15 protein-coding genes and 1 pseudogene are annotated in these 16,309 nt (G+C 53.3%); 12 read left to right on the top strand and 4 right to left on the bottom strand.

The genetic code is table 11. The features are described 5' to 3' along the window. Positions 1-429 precede the first annotated feature (429 nt). From B208_RS0121615 to B208_RS0121570, 8 genes are all read left to right on the top strand, one after another. The gene (locus tag B208_RS0121615; protein WP_007981373.1) at positions 430-834 is read left to right on the top strand and encodes a DUF1801 domain-containing protein; all 405 of its coding nucleotides are present in this window, start codon (positions 430-432) and stop codon (positions 832-834) included. Positions 835-1,858: 1,024 nt separating this feature from the next. Continuing rightward, positions 1,859-2,503 (top strand): helix-turn-helix domain-containing protein, encoded by a 645-nt coding sequence (locus B208_RS0121605; protein WP_007981377.1) that lies wholly within the window; start codon positions 1,859-1,861, stop codon positions 2,501-2,503. A 139-nt stretch (positions 2,504-2,642) separates the two neighbouring features. Next, the gene (locus B208_RS0121600) at positions 2,643-3,617 is read left to right on the top strand and encodes an aldo/keto reductase (RefSeq protein ID WP_232423919.1); all 975 of its coding nucleotides are present in this window, start codon (positions 2,643-2,645) and stop codon (positions 3,615-3,617) included. A 1,228-nt stretch (positions 3,618-4,845) separates the two neighbouring features. After that, entirely contained in the window at positions 4,846-5,469 is a 624-nt protein-coding gene (locus tag B208_RS0121590; RefSeq protein ID WP_007981380.1) for a dihydrofolate reductase family protein, read from the top strand. An 18-nt stretch (positions 5,470-5,487) separates the two neighbouring features. Beyond that, entirely contained in the window at positions 5,488-6,054 is a 567-nt protein-coding gene (locus B208_RS0121585; protein ID WP_007981382.1) for a dihydrofolate reductase family protein, read from the top strand. 334 nt (positions 6,055-6,388) lie between these two features. Further along, a complete protein-coding gene (locus B208_RS0121580; protein WP_232423918.1) occupies positions 6,389-7,024 on the top strand; it encodes a helix-turn-helix domain-containing protein in 636 nt (211 codons plus the stop codon). 129 nt (positions 7,025-7,153) lie between these two features. After that, positions 7,154-7,657, top strand: coding sequence for a DoxX family protein (locus tag B208_RS0121575; protein WP_007981386.1), 504 nt, complete (start codon positions 7,154-7,156; stop codon positions 7,655-7,657). 249 nt (positions 7,658-7,906) lie between these two features. Beyond that, positions 7,907-8,701: an alpha/beta fold hydrolase gene (locus B208_RS0121570; protein ID WP_007981389.1), complete on the top strand. Its 795-nt coding sequence runs from the start codon at positions 7,907-7,909 to the stop codon at positions 8,699-8,701. On the opposite strand, the pseudogene B208_RS0121565 reads toward B208_RS0121570, so the two are convergent. The 3 genes and pseudogenes from B208_RS0121565 to B208_RS0121555 form a co-directional block, all read right to left on the bottom strand. After that, positions 8,660-9,555: pseudogene (locus B208_RS0121565) on the bottom strand (RNA-guided endonuclease InsQ/TnpB family protein); the annotation flags it as partial. The gene B208_RS0121570 and the pseudogene B208_RS0121565 sit on opposite strands and share 42 nt — an antisense overlap. 180 nt (positions 9,556-9,735) lie before the next feature. Beyond that, positions 9,736-10,371, bottom strand: coding sequence for a helix-turn-helix domain-containing protein (locus tag B208_RS0121560; protein ID WP_007981392.1), 636 nt, complete (start codon positions 10,369-10,371; stop codon positions 9,736-9,738). Positions 10,372-10,515: 144 nt separating this feature from the next. Continuing rightward, positions 10,516-10,662, bottom strand: a complete 147-nt coding sequence (locus B208_RS0121555) for a hypothetical protein (RefSeq protein ID WP_007981393.1) — start codon at positions 10,660-10,662, stop codon at positions 10,516-10,518. Between the two features lie 323 nt (positions 10,663-10,985). Here B208_RS0121555 and B208_RS0121550 point away from each other — a divergent pair, with 323 nt between their 5' ends. The 3 genes from B208_RS0121550 to B208_RS0121540 all read left to right on the top strand — a co-directional run bounded on the left by B208_RS0121550 (position 10,986) and on the right by B208_RS0121540 (position 14,093). Then, positions 10,986-11,945, top strand: coding sequence for a mannonate dehydratase (locus tag B208_RS0121550; protein ID WP_007981395.1), 960 nt, complete (start codon positions 10,986-10,988; stop codon positions 11,943-11,945). A 3-nt stretch (positions 11,946-11,948) separates the two neighbouring features. Further along, complete coding sequence (locus tag B208_RS24050) at positions 11,949-12,224, top strand: Gfo/Idh/MocA family oxidoreductase (protein WP_073096741.1); 276 nt, start codon at positions 11,949-11,951, stop codon at positions 12,222-12,224. Positions 12,225-12,509: 285 nt separating this feature from the next. Next, positions 12,510-14,093 carry an alkaline phosphatase D family protein gene (locus B208_RS0121540; RefSeq protein WP_232423916.1) on the top strand — a complete coding sequence of 528 codons (1,584 nt, stop codon included), beginning with the start codon at positions 12,510-12,512 and terminating at the stop codon, positions 14,091-14,093. Between the two features lie 137 nt (positions 14,094-14,230). Here the strand turns inward: B208_RS0121540 and B208_RS0121535 are convergent, their stop codons facing one another. Then, positions 14,231-14,464: a hypothetical protein gene (locus B208_RS0121535; RefSeq protein ID WP_007981401.1), complete on the bottom strand. Its 234-nt coding sequence runs from the start codon at positions 14,462-14,464 to the stop codon at positions 14,231-14,233. 1,360 nt (positions 14,465-15,824) lie between these two features. Between B208_RS0121535 and B208_RS0121525 the strand changes: the two genes are divergently transcribed. After that, a complete protein-coding gene (locus B208_RS0121525; protein ID WP_368085981.1) occupies positions 15,825-16,166 on the top strand; it encodes an SRPBCC domain-containing protein in 342 nt (113 codons plus the stop codon). Positions 16,167-16,309 lie beyond the last annotated feature (143 nt).

Below are 16,309 nucleotides of genomic sequence, written 5' to 3'. Positions count from 1 at the left end.
AGACTGGTTTAGTTTCAACTTCAACGTCTCGCGCTATTCGGACGCCTTGGAGACGACCTCGCTAACGATTCTGTTTTCAGCCCGTCGAAGCAGTTTACTCAATGACGAACTCTGTGAGGGTGGAGAACGACCGTCGTCGACAATTATGCCACCTCAAGTGTTCGGCAGCATTCGTATGCTCGTGTGTCTCCTGAGTAGACGGAAGTAGTATGAAACATCGAACTACTTCAACGATATCGGTGATCGATGCGAGCGAACGTACCGGGCGCGAGACGCTCCGAAAATCGAACGATACATCGCTTCGCATCCGGGGGCTTACCCGGTCGGCGACGAGGCGCGAGTCACTGAGCAAGTTACGGTTTGGGACACGACTCGGATATTCAGCATCCCGATTCAGCAAAGACGCCACAAGGCTGGAGGAGAGCAATCATGGCAGGTGAAGCCTCGGAGAACGAAGAATCCCCCTCCGAACTGATCGACGCAAGAATCGAGGAGTTGTCCGACTGGCGAGGGGAGACGCTTTCCCGATTGCGTGGTCTCATCAAGGAAGCTGACCCCGATGTGGTCGAAGAAGTGAAATGGAGAAAGCCGACGAACCCACATGGGGTCCCGGTGTGGTCCCACAACGGGAACATCTGTACTGGCGAGACGTACAAAGAGAAGGTGAAACTAACCTTCGCCAAGGGTGCTTCCCTCGACGATCCGGCAGGGCTCTTCAACGCCAGCCTCGACGCCAAAGTCAGTCGCGCTATCGACATCCATGAAGGGGATAAAATCGAGGAAGAGGCGTTCAAGTCCCTCGTTCGCTCAGCGGTGGCCCTGAATAAGTCTTAGAAACGCGGCTTGGGCGCGTGCTTTCACACCTCGATCCTTAGTGCGCTTTGGAGCATGGCAAACTAGTCAGTCATCTTCCGACCATTTCGAGTGCCGCGCCATTGTCTACGAGGCGTGTATCCTGCCGGGCGACACCGGGATTGGTAGACCAATCAGGGCATGCGTCTGCTGCGGTACAATCGCTTCTTCAGTCCCACTGCCAATGGTTCATTCCTGGCGATCCTCGTAAGGATTTCAAGTGCCATCATCGACTCGCGCGTCTCAATCCCGCTCGGACAATGGTGAATCCCAGAATTAGGGCTATCATGCCGATGACGGTCCACTGCGTTGATTCTCCAGTGATTGGCTCACAGTCAGCGACACACAAGATGGGGCCGATCTCGACGAGTCCGAGGCCTTGAACCAGCCATAACACTCCGAGAAGCCCTACGACGGCGCCAAAAGTCGCTAATGCGATCGCCTTCACGTTCATGTTTCAGCGCACCTCTTGAGAACTATCATCATCTGAGGATACTACCAGGGACGAAGAGGCAGAGTCTCTTATTTCGACCCGGTAATCAGTCTCGGTATCGCTTACAGGCGTGGCGGTTTCGCGCACGAATGGCCGAACAGAGTTCATGCCGAAACGTAGCGTTTCGATTTCGTCCAGTGTGAAACCACCAGCGCCCTGATGTAGTGTCGACCCCTGAAGATCGCGTGTGAGATACCGTCGATGTTTGGCAAGGTCAAAGCGCTCGGTGAGCGCGGCAGCGACTGGCTGACTGGGAGTTAGTGGTTTCGTTTCGGTCCGGTTTGTGGTGTTGGTTCCAGCTTGTATGCCTGACATGAGGTGATGTTATGGACGCTCCACATCGGCATGCGAATAGCGCCGTACAGCTATGGTGGGTTTAAATACATTTGACGCATACTCCTCTACCTATGCACCACTATCAACAACAGACACAGCACAATCGACTCGTTACTCGACTGATTGTCCCACTATAGAAACTCTCAGAGAAACAAACACAAATATTGGTTCGAGTGTATGAAATACATCACAGTCGTCATTTCCAAAGTTGATGATGAAAACTGCTCTAAGGGAGAGGACGCTACCGATTCAGTGGTAGAAGGTGAAGCAATTCACTACATTACTCTCTTGGATGACGGAACTGGTGTAGCACTCTACCAACTCCGTGGTGACCTCGAAGAGAGTGCAAAAGCACTGGAGGAAGACCCGGAGGTGCTATCAATAGAGCGGTCCGAGGCAGCGGACGGGCTTGTCTATCTCCATTTTCAGGCGGATGCGCTTATGACTGAACTCCTCGGTCTATTTCGACGGCACGAGGTCGTTGTGGACTGGCCGATGGAATACACTGCTCAGGGTGCGCTTCGAATTACCTGGATTGGAGACGATGAGAAAATCCGAGAGGTTATCAGAGAAATACCTGAAGGGGTTCAGATTAACCTCGAAGGGATCGGCGAGTATCATTCAGATATGCGCCAACTCGCGTCGCTGCTGACGGAGCGCCAGCGAGAACTGTTGAAACTAGCGATTGACCTGGGATACTACGATGTACCGCGCCAGGTAGGTCTCAGAGAAATCGCCGACGAAATAGACCTCAGTGTTGCGACAGTGGGCGAACATCTTCAGAAGATCGAGGCTCGAATCCTCTCTCAAGCGGTGCTGTGAACTGCTCTCTCTACACTACAACTGTCTTCGCCATTGGCATCGGATGTCATCCGTGCGTCGAGTGAACCTCTGCTACCAGAATTGTTCGGCACCGCACTCATGCACTACCACAGCCTTTGAGCAACTCGAGAATATGAAAATGAAACAACTCGGGAAGACTGGTGAATCGATAAGTGAACTTTGTCTAGGGGCAATGTATTTTGGGAGCCGTCTCGACCGAGAAACATCATTTGAACTGCTAGATCGATACTACGATGCTGGAGGGCGAGTCATCGATACTGCTAACGTGTACGCTACCTGGGTTGAGGGACACGAAGAACCCGAGAGTGAATCATTACTCGGGGAGTGGATCACAGAGCGAGGGATTCGTGATGAGGTGACAATCGCGACAAAGGTCGGGGCTGAATACGGGAACGTTCCACGAAGTCTTGAGCCCAAAGTAATCCAGGAGGAAGTCGACCGAAGTCGCGAACGGCTCGGAATCGAGACGATCGACCTGTTGTACGTCCACGTCGACGATCCAGAGACGCCACAGGTCGACGTGATGCGTACGTTAGCCGAGCAGGTCGATGTTGGGAACGTCCGTTATATTGGCGCGAGTAACATGCCAGCCTGGCGAATCGCACGTGCGAATTGCATCGCTGAAGAGCGTAACTGGCCCCGGTTCGAGTTCGTCCAGCCTCGGTTTTCCTACTTGATTCCCGAGCGCAATCCGAGCTTCGATGCGGCCGTCCAATTGCCGATGACGGATGAATTGGTAGACTACTGTGTCACAGCCGACCTGACTGTACTACCGTATTCGCCGACACTGGGCGGTTGCTATGGTCGCGATGATCGTTCGATTCCCGATACCTATGTTCGATCGGAAAATCGACTTAAGATGGCTCTTGTCGAGGAACTTGCTGATCGACATGACGTAAGCGGCAACACAATCGTGCTCGCCTGGATGCTTGAACGTGACCACCCAACGGTTCCCATTGTCGGTTGTAGTACCCTCAAGCAGCTAGAAATGAATCTTGCCGCCTCTGATGTAATCTTCACCGACGAGGAATGTCGTCGATTGAATGGGATCGAAAACTACGGATTCGACAAGTGGGCACAACGAAGCGCTTGATTCAATCTCCGATAAAAACCATATATGCAATGCTGCTAAAAGCTCACATCTTCGACCGTCGAATTGACCATAGTCGAGCCGGTATTGTGAAAACGGTAAGCTCGGCGTCGTGCTCGATACGAATGTCGCCAAGCATTCGATTCAGTGTCTCCTGACCGGTTCAGATGAGGAAGTGCCAGAACTCCCTCCTGCCCTCCATACAGGCATAGTCATCGAGAACGAATCCCCACGAGCGGAACGCTGGTTCGATACACCAGGAACGTCATAATAGCGCCGACAATTCGGGTCCTGTTCATGTTATTCGACGTTCCTGGAACCGTTTGATCCACGGGTCGATAAGGAGGTACCCGCCTGTGAGGATAAGGCCAAGGAGGGGGAAGAGAGGGAGGTAGACTACGGAAGATACCTCACCGCCTGTAGTAGAGAACGAAAAGTAGCCAGCAGGGGGGATGGAGAGTAAGAACAGGATTGCGATGACGCGGTGGGCACGGCGCAGGAAGGTGTGGGGTGCCATGGGTGATTATCCCTCCACCAGATCAGTGAGCACTTCAAGGGCGGCTTTACCTCCGGAAGCATCGATACCGCCAAATTCGGGGGGTCCCCTGAATAGCGCGGTACGGCCGAAGCACTCAGCAAGCATGGCGACGATCGACTGGCCGGGAGTCGGTCGTTTCGTATCCGCCCGGTTCACTGCGCCTCTTTCAGTTTTCTCGCTTGACATGCGTTAATCATATGGACGCTCCACTTCCACATGCAGATTGTGCCGGAAATTTATGGTGTTTATATGGGTGCGCTGTAATCTTCTATTTTGATGTGCCACTGTCCGCGACAGGAAGGCAACAGGGAGATCGCCGACCACATTAACTCTGGTGTAGCCACACTGGCTGACCACCTACAGTAAATCAAGGCACGGATTCTCTCTCGAGCGATGCAATGATTTGGAATCTGGAGTATTGACACAGCTACCTCCATTACCGCCGGGGGAATGTAACTCGGAATGTGAAGTAGCCACTGCTACCAGAACTGTTCGGCAGCACGTTCAACTTTCATTACGACGTTGGAGGGTCATGGAACGGAGACTAATCGTATCCGAGTTCCTGTCCTCAGACGGAGGGATACAACCACCCGTATTGCCAGATGAAGCTGTCGATGGTTGGATTGAACCTACCGACCTAGCAGCTTGGCGCGAAGATTCTAATGACGAAAGCTAATTTCCAGAAACTACCCCATGAGTAATGTAATCGTAGGCATCGGTATGTCAGTAGATGGGTTTATCGCCGGTCCGAACAGTAGCCCCCAGAACGCTTTGGGGGATAATGGACAGCAGATTCACCAGTGGATGTACGAGCTCGAAAGCTGGCGTGAACGACAGGATCGCACGGGAGGCGAGAAGAACAAAGACGATGAAGTGGTCCGGGAAGCATTCGACCGCGTCGGTGCCTACATAATGGGCCGTCGAATGTTTGACGAGGGTGAAGTAAGCTGGCCGAATCCGCCACCATTCCAAGCGCCAGTCTTCGTCCTCACTCATCAAAGGAGAGATCCATGGGTCCGTGAAGGGGGAACTACCTTCACATTCGTTACTGATGGTATTGATAGCGCGCTTGAACAGGCGACGGAAGCTGCCGGAAAACAGGATGTCAGAATCGCAGGCGGTGCAGCTGTCGTCCAGCAATTCCTCGAAGCCGGGCTGATCGACGAACTCCAGATTCACATCGCACCCGTGTTACTCGGCGACGGAATCCGATTGTTCGACAATATGAACCTCGAGCCGAATAAACTGAAAATCAAACGAGTGATCAGCTCACCCACTGTGACACATCTCAGCTACTATCTTCAGAGTGAAGACTAACAAGGAGGTAAGCATATCGTGAAGACTCAATACTATACAGCAACGAGCGTCGACGGGTATATCGCCGACAAGGAGAACTCGCTCGACTGGCTCTTCCAATTCGGAGATATCGAGGAGAACGAGGACCTGAAGGATGACTATCCGCAATTCATAAGCCAGATCGGTGCCGCTGCCATGGGTTCGACGACCTACGAGTGGATCATCAAGCATGAAAACCTACTGGAACACCCGGAACAGTGGCCGTACGAGGTTCCAGTTTGGGTGTTTAGCAGTCGAGAATTACCGGCGGTTGACGGTGCGAACATCCGGTTCGTGCAGGGGAATGTAGCGCCTGTCCATGCGGATATGGTGACAGCCGCAGATGGCAAGAACATCTGGTTAGTCGGTGGTGGCGATCTTGTCGGACAATTTCACGATCACGGTCTCCTCGACGAGATTATTCTCAGTGTTGCTCCGGTCACGCTCGCATCGGGTGCACCCCTGTTGCCGCGAAGAATCGCCACCCCACCCCTGAAACTGGTTGACGTGAAAAACTATGGCGGTGTTTTTGCATCTCTAACCTATGAAGTGCAATCGGTCAATTAGGATTGGTCAGTGAAAACCCACCTTCTTTTGATAGCAACGATGGAGGTTGAATGACGCTGGATCTGGGTAGGGTATCAATTGATCACCGTAAGAGTAACGTCGGCCGCATTGAGAGAATCAGTCTCATATTTTTTATCAACTGCGTCGTTGAATCTACCGACCAAGTCTCTGGGAACCGCATCATCGCACCTCACATTATCAATGCGACCAGACTCAAGATAGCCGGAGCGTACTCACAAGCGTGGTGTGTCATTCCTGGCATTTTAAATCGTTCCCGGGTGGTTCGAGCGATTTCTTATCTTTATCGCCCTCCTAGAGAACGACTATGAGATTCATGACGATCTTGATTGATCCTGGTGGAAGCAACCTCGTCTCGGTTTTTGATTCGGTGAAAAACGAGTCTGTGACTCGTGAGTCGCTCCATCACTTCAACGTTTTAATCGATGGAACAGTTGTTTTACTCTATCAGCTTCGCGGTGATCTCGACCATGCGCGAACGATCTTCAATGAAAGCTCAGACGTATTCCAGTACGATGTTCCCGACCATGGTGACGGGCTCGTGTATCTCCATTGCAAGCTGGACGACCCCCTCAAATCACTTCTCTCGAATCTGCAAACTGCCGAAGTGATTATCGACATGCCGATAGTGTTTCAACGCGATGGTCGTCTTCGAATTACGTTTATCGGGGAACCCGAGTTGTTACGTCGTGTCCTCGATGGAACAGAGGAGCTCGTCGATACCGAACTCGAGCGGACAGGTCGGTATCAGTTGGAGAGCCGTCGTCTCCGCTCGTTACTCACCGATCGTCAGCGTGAGATCCTGATCGTGGCCGTTGAACAAGGGTATTACACTGTCCCGCGACAAGCCAGCATCAGGGAGATTGCCGACGACGTTGACCTTAGTGTAGCCACAGTGGCCGAACACCTCCAGAAAATCGAGGCACGGGTTCTCTCTCAAGTGGCGCAGTGAATTCTAACCTGGAGTCCTGATACAGCTTCCTCCCCTACCGTCAAGGAACGTAATTCGGAATGTGAAGTGGCCGCTGCTACCGGAACTGTTCGGCAGCACGCTCACTCTCGGCACCGACGTTTACTTCCTATGGAAACAACTACAATCGAGAACCGAGACGACCGACCCGGCAATCCGTACTTCGTCGTACCGCTTTTCTTGCTACTCGTCGTACTAGCGGTGCTCCGTGGTCTCGGCGAGCTCGGCGTACCGACCCTCGACTCGTGGGCGGTGACCACTCGACTCGCACTGGCAGGGATGTTCGCCTTCACGAGCCTCTCGCACTTCACTGGAACTCGGGACGCTCTCGTCCGGATGGTTCCGGATGTGCTCCCGGCTCCCGGACTGCTAGTGACACTCACCGGTCTCGCAGAGATTGCCGGTTCAATCGGACTCCTCGTTTCAACGATTGCTCCATGGGCTGGTCTTGGACTGGCAGTACTCCTCGTGGCGATGTTCCCAGCGAACATCGTTGCACTGAGAGAGGGTATCGAGATCAACGGGAAGCCAGCGACACCACTCTGGTTTCGAGGTCTGACTCAGCTCTTCTTCATTGCTTCGCTCCTCTGGGCGACGGGATGGTTTGAGGGATGACTGTGTGTGTTTATCTATCTTGTCGGCGTTCCAGTTGCTGCTAAAGGTTCTAATAGAGCAGAACGCCTAAGGAGTGACTGATATGGGGATATTGCGTTTCAATTATGTGGGTGTTGTCGTCGACGACGATCGTGAGATGGATTCGGATGTTTGTGAAATATTCCCGTGTGATCTCGACTGGTCATGCACTTAAAGATAGAACTATGTTTCTGTTCGAAACCATGCTGATTCCGATCAAAGTCTATTCTGATGTCGTTTCTCACAACGAACGATGGCGTCGAGCTATACTATGAAACACACGGAGAAGGGAAACCGATCGTGTTCGTCAGTGCGTGGTCCAGCACGTTACAATTCTTCGAGAAAAACATTCCCGACCTCGCCGAGGACTACCAAGTGATCGCATATGATCACCGTGGCCACGGCAAATCCGAGTCCCCCGGCCACGGTTATCGCATCGCTCGACTTGCGATGGATCTTAAAGAGCTATTAGACCACTTGAACCTCACTAATGTAACCGCGGTCGGATGGTCAATGGGGGCAGATGTGTTGTGGTCGTATTTGGAGTTATTCGGGAGTGATCGCATTTCGAAACTGGTCTGTGTCGATCAATCCCCAAAAGAAGATCTTGTCCCACAAGACTGGGATCGGCAAAGCTGCTTTAACGTCGAGGCATTCACCAAACTCGCAAAGGACATCGAGTTTGCGGAAGAGGAGGTCTTCACTCGCATGGCTGGTCGATACGATTCAGTAACGCTTGGTGAGTCAGGGTTTGTGGACGAGATGGTGAACTGCTCGAAGACGGCGAAAATCGAACTCATGCGTGATCTTCTCAATCTCGATTGGCGAACATTCCTCCCCGAGATTGAAATTCCGACGCTGGTGTTCGTCGGCAGAGATAGCCGAGCAACGCCCCCGGAAGAGAGTGCGTACGTTGGTGACCAAATACCAACTGCTGATACTGTGTTCTTCGAGGACGCTGGCCATATGCTGTTCTGGGAACATCCAGAGAAATTCAACGAGGCAGTCCGTGACTTCAGTAAGTAAACTACACACGATTACGTCGCAGCCGTTCTCGACGGCTTTCGTGACGATTTCGTTGGCGACCGTGTGGTGTACTGCTTTCGCCATGCCTCTTCGCGTTTTCCGAGGCGAAGGAGCGCATCGTGCGCGGCTTGCGTTCCGCGCTGTTGTATCTCACCACGCCGTTTTTCGAACTCACGGCACCAGTGGTCGTAGTTATCGCCTTGCCAGAACATACCGGTTGAAGCGACCGCGAGACTGTTAATGCCAAGATCGATACCGAGAACTGTTTGGTGCTCGGTATCTGCCGAAACCTTGGGACCGTCTTCGTCTTCCCCGTCGTACTTTCGTGTGGTGATGTGGAAGTAGAACCCGTCGGTCTCCTTGTCGTATTGAAGAGTACTCGCTCGGAACTCGTATTCTTCCGAGAGAACGTATCGTTCGTAGGGTGTCGGACTATTCGCCGGAAGTTCAAAGTCGCACTCGACACGTCCGTTGACGGTCGAAAGGGAAATACGGTCGCGGTAGAAGGTTGCACTTCGCTTGTCGTAGACCATACTCCACGAAGTGAACTCTGGTCGGTTCACTCGTTTGCCTTGTTTCCATCGTTCGACGACGCCTTTTGTTGCTTGCACGGCACGTCGGATGGCTTCTTGAACAAGATTCGCGGTGAGGTCTGTTTCTGCCCGGAGTTCCGTGTAGAGTGCGTTTCGTGCCGTTGTGTTGGCAGTGATGCAGTTTTTGTAACTGGTTTCGTCCCAGCAGAACTCACTCGCACGGTTTGCACAGTGAAGGAACTGGCGGGCGGATTCGTGGAGGTCGTCGCGCCGTTCGTCAAGAACGGTGAGTTTAACCGCTGCAGTTCGACGCACCTCCATGGTCCAGATTACCATCCGACGGTACTTACATATACGAGGGTTGGGTAGCGCCCGTACTGTGGTTGTGAAATCCTCTGTCGGTTTCATCTCCGGCCTACTTGCTCACTTCGTACGCTGCTTGAGGTCGAAGGCTCTACCTCGCATTATGCTGAAGACCTAGACCTAATCGTTATCTATCTCCTATTGTGCCGCTTCTGCGGCGAAATTCTTGATGATTCGACCTTCAGCCCGATGGCGCAATCGACTTACCGAAGATTTGTGAATGTCGAGAATTTCTCCCAACTCAGCGAGCGTACAGTCGCGAGGAGTATCGTAGAACCCGCGTTCAACTGCTTCGAGAATGAACTCCCATTGACGATCCGTGAGCACCTCGCTTGCAGTGTGAGATTGGACTAATGAGACGATCTCATACGGAATACCTGCCGCCGCTAATTCATCGGTATATTCCGATAGCTGTTCGTGTGAGGCCTCTAGCTTGACGGAGAACCATCCATCTCGAAGAATTGTCGGATATATTGAGATGTTTTTCGACCGTCGGAGTGGATCGTACGACTTCGTTGCTGTTGTCTGGAACTGGAGCAACACCATCCGCTCATCGGCATGATAGACTTCAACTGCGTCTACTTCGGGTGTGTTCTCGAATCGGCGGATGAGTGTATTTCCCTTCGAGGTCAGTACTTCAAGAATGACGAACGCACCTTCGTCCCGTAGCTGGGTGGCCTTCAGTTTGAACTCGGCATCGGGAAACTCGCTCGAAATCATCGCCAACCAACCGTCCACCGCTGTTCCATCGAGCTTCACCTGAATTTGAGGCATCTCAGCAAAGAATCGACGCTCGATGTACTTAAAGGAAGAAACCTGTTCCTACATAGACTCAGGCTTGCACTCTACCTACTACCAGGTGTGATTGCAATGAATTCACAGACGAATATCAGTATTGACTCCGACGAGGGCTGGTATTTATGACAGATTGACCATCGGGAGGGGCGTCACGCGCCACGGTTCGCACGGTTCGCGTGCCACCGAGAGCGTTTCCGCGAGCGAGCAGTGAACGTGCACCGTCTTCTCAACGTCGTCCAGCGAGTCGTTCCATTCGGACTTTTCCACGCCGACGTGAACCCGAGTTTCTTCAGGTTGTTTGGCGTGACCGACTGCCGGTGCATCCCGCGAGGCCGACCGCAACGCCCGCCCCTACAGCTTTCAGATATATTCGTCTCTCCTTCCGCGAGTCGTGCTACCGCCTCTCATGGTCTGCATCATTTGTTGTGAGGGCCATAGATAAACATTCTGAACAGATATGTATGTTTACAACCATGTATTAAAAATCCTGAAAATAAATCCGACCACTGAATATTGAATGATAATAAATATTATCTCTCGTGCGACGGTGACCCATAATCCTATTACTGACGAGTATCGAACCGTCAAAGATGGTACGACCAGCGCTCGTTCTACCGCCGGAACCTGACGAACGATGGGAGCTCGCGAAACAGGTCGGTGTCACCGACGCCGTGATCCACCCGCTCGAAATCGGTGACGGCCGAACTCGGTGGACGTACGACGACCTACGGGGGCTCATAAATTGGCTCGAAGCCGACGGCCTCTCCCTGTCGGTCATCGAGGGAAGCGTTCCCCTCACCGACCGGATTCGCCTCGGACTCGACGGCCGCGACGACGACATCGCCGAGTTCGAGCGGTTCCTCCGTGATTGCGGCGAACTTGACGTTCCGGTCGTGGCCTACGACTGGATGGCGGGCGTTCGTTGGGCGCGCACCGAGGCGCACATCGAATCACGGGGCGGGTCGCTCGTCACCGGATTCGACGAGCGAAAGGTCCGCGGCGGTCCGGAGTCGGTCGCGACCGAAGCGACGCACGAGGACCTCTGGGACGCGTTCGAATACTTCATCGGGGAGGTGGGTCCGGTCGCCGAGGAAGCGGGCGTCAAACTCGCGCTCCACCCGGACGACCCGCCGCGCTCCGACCTACGGGGCATCCCCCGCATCGCAACGAGCGTCGAAGCCTACGACCGCGTTCTCGACGCCTACGACAGCGAGTACAACGGCATCACGTTCTGCCAAGGGAACTTCGCGGCGATGGGTGCGGACATCCCGGACGCGATTCGCCACTTCGGCGACCGCATCAACTTCGTCCACTTCCGCGACGTCGAGGGCGACGCCGATCGGTTCGTCGAGACGTGGCACGACGACGGCCCGACCGACATGGCGGCGGCGATTCGCGCATACAGAGACGTCGGCTTTGACGGTCCGATGCGACCGGACCACGTTCCCACGATGGCGGGCGAGGACAACCACAATCCCGGCTATCACACGAACGGACGGCTGTTCGCCATCGGCTACATGAAAGGGTTGCTCGAAGCGACCACGGACTGAGGGATACCCACCGACCCGGACCCGTCCGTCGGCCTCTGCTCGACCGTCGACGAGGAAAAACTACGGACGTTCGGCGAAGCGTGGGAGATTCCGCCGGACCGTCGATACGCGGCCCACGAATCGATGCTGGCGGCCGAGGACCTCGACGTCGTTTCGGTCGGTACGCCGTCGTTTCTCCACCATCGACACGTCGTGGATGCGGCGACGTCGGCCGCGATTCCGCGGCCGATTCCCTTTGTCGCCCCCGTTACGATGGCCGATTCGCCGGTGAAATCGTAGTTCGCTTTCCCCACCATAGTCCGACTTCGCGAAATGACGACTTAACGTTCGGGCTCCGACGACCGCTTCGGACCACGATTTTTGACACGCTCCGAAAATCTCCTCCAGTCATAACCGGCGAATCGCCGTACTTCTGGACGGTGAACTACCGAAAACAGATCGTAGAACTGGATTCAAAAAACGACGGCGCGAAGCAAACGCTCATACAGCTTCGGTGGGTAACATAGGTGTATTGTTCACACTTATAAAGAACTATATTATAATCTCACATTATGTCAAATAACGATGCTGGACAACGTAACTAGAAGAGATGCAATGCGGACGACCGCTGCTGCAGCCTTCGGCGGAGCGATGATAACCGAATCAACGATAGCCGAACAGCCGAGAGACACGCGTGAAGACCTCAATTCTACGGACGTAATCGAAGCACCATCCGGTGCACAAATCGGGGACGTTGTCGAGGATAGAGCCCTCATCTGGAGCCGGGCGAGTGAGCCAGCACGGATGTTCCTTCATCTCTCAACCGAGCAGGACTTCTCCGAGAAACGGACGATCCGTGGGCCGACGGCGTTGGCAGACAGTAACTATACTGCAACGATGGACATCGAGGGACTCCCTCGAGGCGAAGAAATTTATTACCGAGTGACGTTCGAAAGTCTTCGAAATCCAGGGACTCGAAGCGATCCAGTAGGAGGGTCGTTTCGAACGCCTCCGACCGACCGAACCGATATCCGCTTCGTTTGGGGTGGAGATGTTGCCGGACAGGGGTGGGGAATCGACCCCGATTTCGGAGGTATGAGGACGTTCGAATCGATGCGTGAAACGGACCCGGACTTTTTCATCCACTCCGGTGACGCGATATACGCTGACGGGCCGCTCGAAGAACGTGTCGAACTTGATGATGGTAGCGTTTGGCAGAACGTCGTTACCGAAGCGATGTCCGACGTTGCCGACACCCTTGCGGAGTTCCGTGGAAACTATCGATACAATCTCCGAGATGACCACTATCGAGCATTCGTCTCCGAAGTGCCGATGATTCCACAGTGGGACGACCACGAAATCCTCAACAATTGGTATCCAAACGAGAAGCTACCGGCAGACGACCCGCACGACGTTAAAAGCGTGAATTTACTCGCTGCACGTGGTCAGCAGGCGTTTCTCGACTATATGCCCATTCGCCCTCGAGATGATGTGGATGATGCGATTTATCAAAATTTCCCATATGGGCCTTCGTTAGAGGTATTTCGGCTCGATATGCGAAGCTATCGAGGCCCGAATACAGAAAACACGCAAACGGAATCGGGTCCGAAAACGGACTTCCTCGGCGATACGCAAATGAGCTGGCTCAAAGACGCGCTCTCGGAATCCGAGGCAACGTGGAAAATCATCGCGGCGGACATGCCGATCGGACTCGTGGTCACTGACGGTGATAAGTATGAAGCCGTCGCAAACGCAGACAGTGGGATACCGAAGGGAAGGGAGATCGAAATCAAGGAATTACTCTCATTCATGCAATCGGAAAATATCCGGAATGTGGTCTGGGTAACGGCGGACGTTCACTACACCGCTGCCCACCATTATCACCCAAAGCGAGCGTCGTTCTCCGAGTTCGATCCATTCTGGGAGTTCGTCTCCGGACCGCTTCACGCCGGGACGTTCGGACCGAACGAACTCGATGACACTTTCGGACCGACGGTCGTCTTCGAGAAGAGTCCGCCAGAGGGTGAAGCGAACCTCCCACCAAGTGACGGATTTCAATTCTTCGGACAGGTCGACGTCGATGGTCAGTCGGACGTCTTGACGGTAACTCTCAAAGATATGAACAACGATTCACTGTATACGAAGGAGCTTACTCCCGTCAACTGCTGATCAACGGCGCCAGCAGGACCACCGATGATGCAGGTAATCAACGATATCCCAACGATTTCTGTGACGTTCTTGGAGAAGTCATTACGGCGATTCAGTCCTGGTGGGGAGATTCGGTTGAGATCGCCGACTACCCCTCACTATTCAGCTTCGTAATCAGTGAGTCGAAGCTTCCCCTCGACCTCATAGAGATGTCCCTTCATGTAGAGCCGTTCAACGATGTCCTCAGCAGCAGGACGCTCAAGATCTTCTTCGTTCTTCAGAATCGTATACGCTTGCTCGTACGTAAATCCTCTCTCATCCGGGAGTGCGGTCGCGAGCGCATTGAGTGCTTCTTGAGGAGGTACCTTGACGTCTAATTCGATCACAGTCATGAATCAGATTATTATTTGATCGAACGTGACCGTCACCATTCCCACAGTAGTACGAACAAAAGTCCCAGGAAACCGAACATAACGATATACATCGTTGCGAAGACAATACCACGGGAAAACGCCCAGTAGCTCCAAAATCCAACGACAGCGAATGAAAGGAGAGTAAAATTCTTATATTGTCTGCTTGGAAAGTAGCCATTATACCGCTGTTGCTCATATAGCGACATTGTACTATGGTTTACGTCTATCCCCTATTTCCCACCTTTCACAAATGATGGTCAGTAACAATAAAATCCCTCATGTGAAAAGTACGACCGTAGTTTTTGGGGGCACTCAACGAGGATATTCGAACTCCACAGCTCTCTACCAAAATCCCCTCCAGAAGATACGCGAGGTCACTCTGCGGGCAGCTACTACCATTGATTTTGTTACGACTGGTGTATTGGTTGCGCTGGCAGGATGAGGCACACTCTCAAAGGATATTATTGTTATATATGTGAAACGTTCCACACTTTGCCGAAGTTCAACCACTCCTCGAATTGATGTACACTCATTCGAACGAACTCTCCGATGAGTGGCTCTAAGCCCTATGTGGCGATCTATTTTGTCTTGTCGAAATTCCTATTGATATCAAATGAGACGACTCTTTGGCTCGGGCGATGCGGCCGAGTCTCTATGAAATCGAGACGCCAGCACACAAATCCGATACGCTTGCCAGACTCTCTTAGTTCTGCTTAGTGCAACATGAGGCAGTAGGTCCGAACTCATCGACGTCACCAATGAGAGCCACGAGAACCCCGCAAACCACCAATACGTGGTCTCCATCGACGACGTGACCGAGGAACTGATGGCCTGCACGTGCCGCATCACGTCCACCGGAACGCCTTCTGCAAACACATGGCCGCCGTCGAAAACGCAATCGACGACGGCTCGCTCAACGCATTCCCCCCGAGGACAACGAAGACGAGTGTATCAGTGGCCCGTACACTGGCTACGACAAATACGGCAACGTCGATCACACCGACTGGACGTGTGCAGACTGTGGCGCGGCAGCCACCCGAAAGGGCGCTCTCACCGACTGTTGCTAATCCTGCTCCTTTTTCAGCTATGTCACGCCAAGCAACGCTGTCCGATGGTGCCCAGCGAACGCTGACCGAGTGTGCGGCTGGTTCGACCGAGCGCAAGCGCACGCGGCGCAACATCCACCATCCTTGGTGCGTTACTGGATGTATGGTTGAGAGAGTAGAGTCCGTGAGGAAAAGAATGCAGGCTTCTCCAGAAGCCATCTACCAAGCGTTCGCAGAGCCCGGTGCCATGGAACGTTGGCTTCCTCCGAGCAACATGACCGGCGAAATGCTCGATTTCGATTTCCGCGAAGGGGGGCTCGTACCGAATGCGGCTCACCTACAAGGACAAACAAGCTGGGCAAGGCAAGACATCAGAGACATCCGACGAGATGGAAGTACGCTTTCCTCGACTTGAACCAAACCATCGAATCGAGCAGGAAGTCCTCTTCGAGAGCGACGACCTGGCGTTCGCGGGTACCATGCGTATGATCTGGACATTTGAGTCCGAAGGGAATGGAGTAATTGTGACCGTTCGCGCCGAGAACGTGCCAGCAGGCATCCAGTCGGAGGACCACAAGGCAGGAATAAAATCAACACTCGACAATCTCGCGGCATTCGTCGAACAGGACGGCTAGTTGGTTGGCGGGAACTGAGGGAACACTACATTACAGTATAACGATTGCTCCTGCGGTCGATGAATTCCGTCTAAGATGGATAACGCCTCTTGTTGAAATATAAAAGCTATTCTGACTCCTTAATCATCTCTATAGATTGTCGG

Origin of the sequence: Haladaptatus paucihalophilus DX253 (assembly GCF_000376445.1) — an archaeon.
GTDB lineage: Archaea > Halobacteriota > Halobacteria > Halobacteriales > Haladaptataceae > Haladaptatus > Haladaptatus paucihalophilus.
This window is presented reverse-complemented; position numbering and strand designations above follow the sequence as displayed.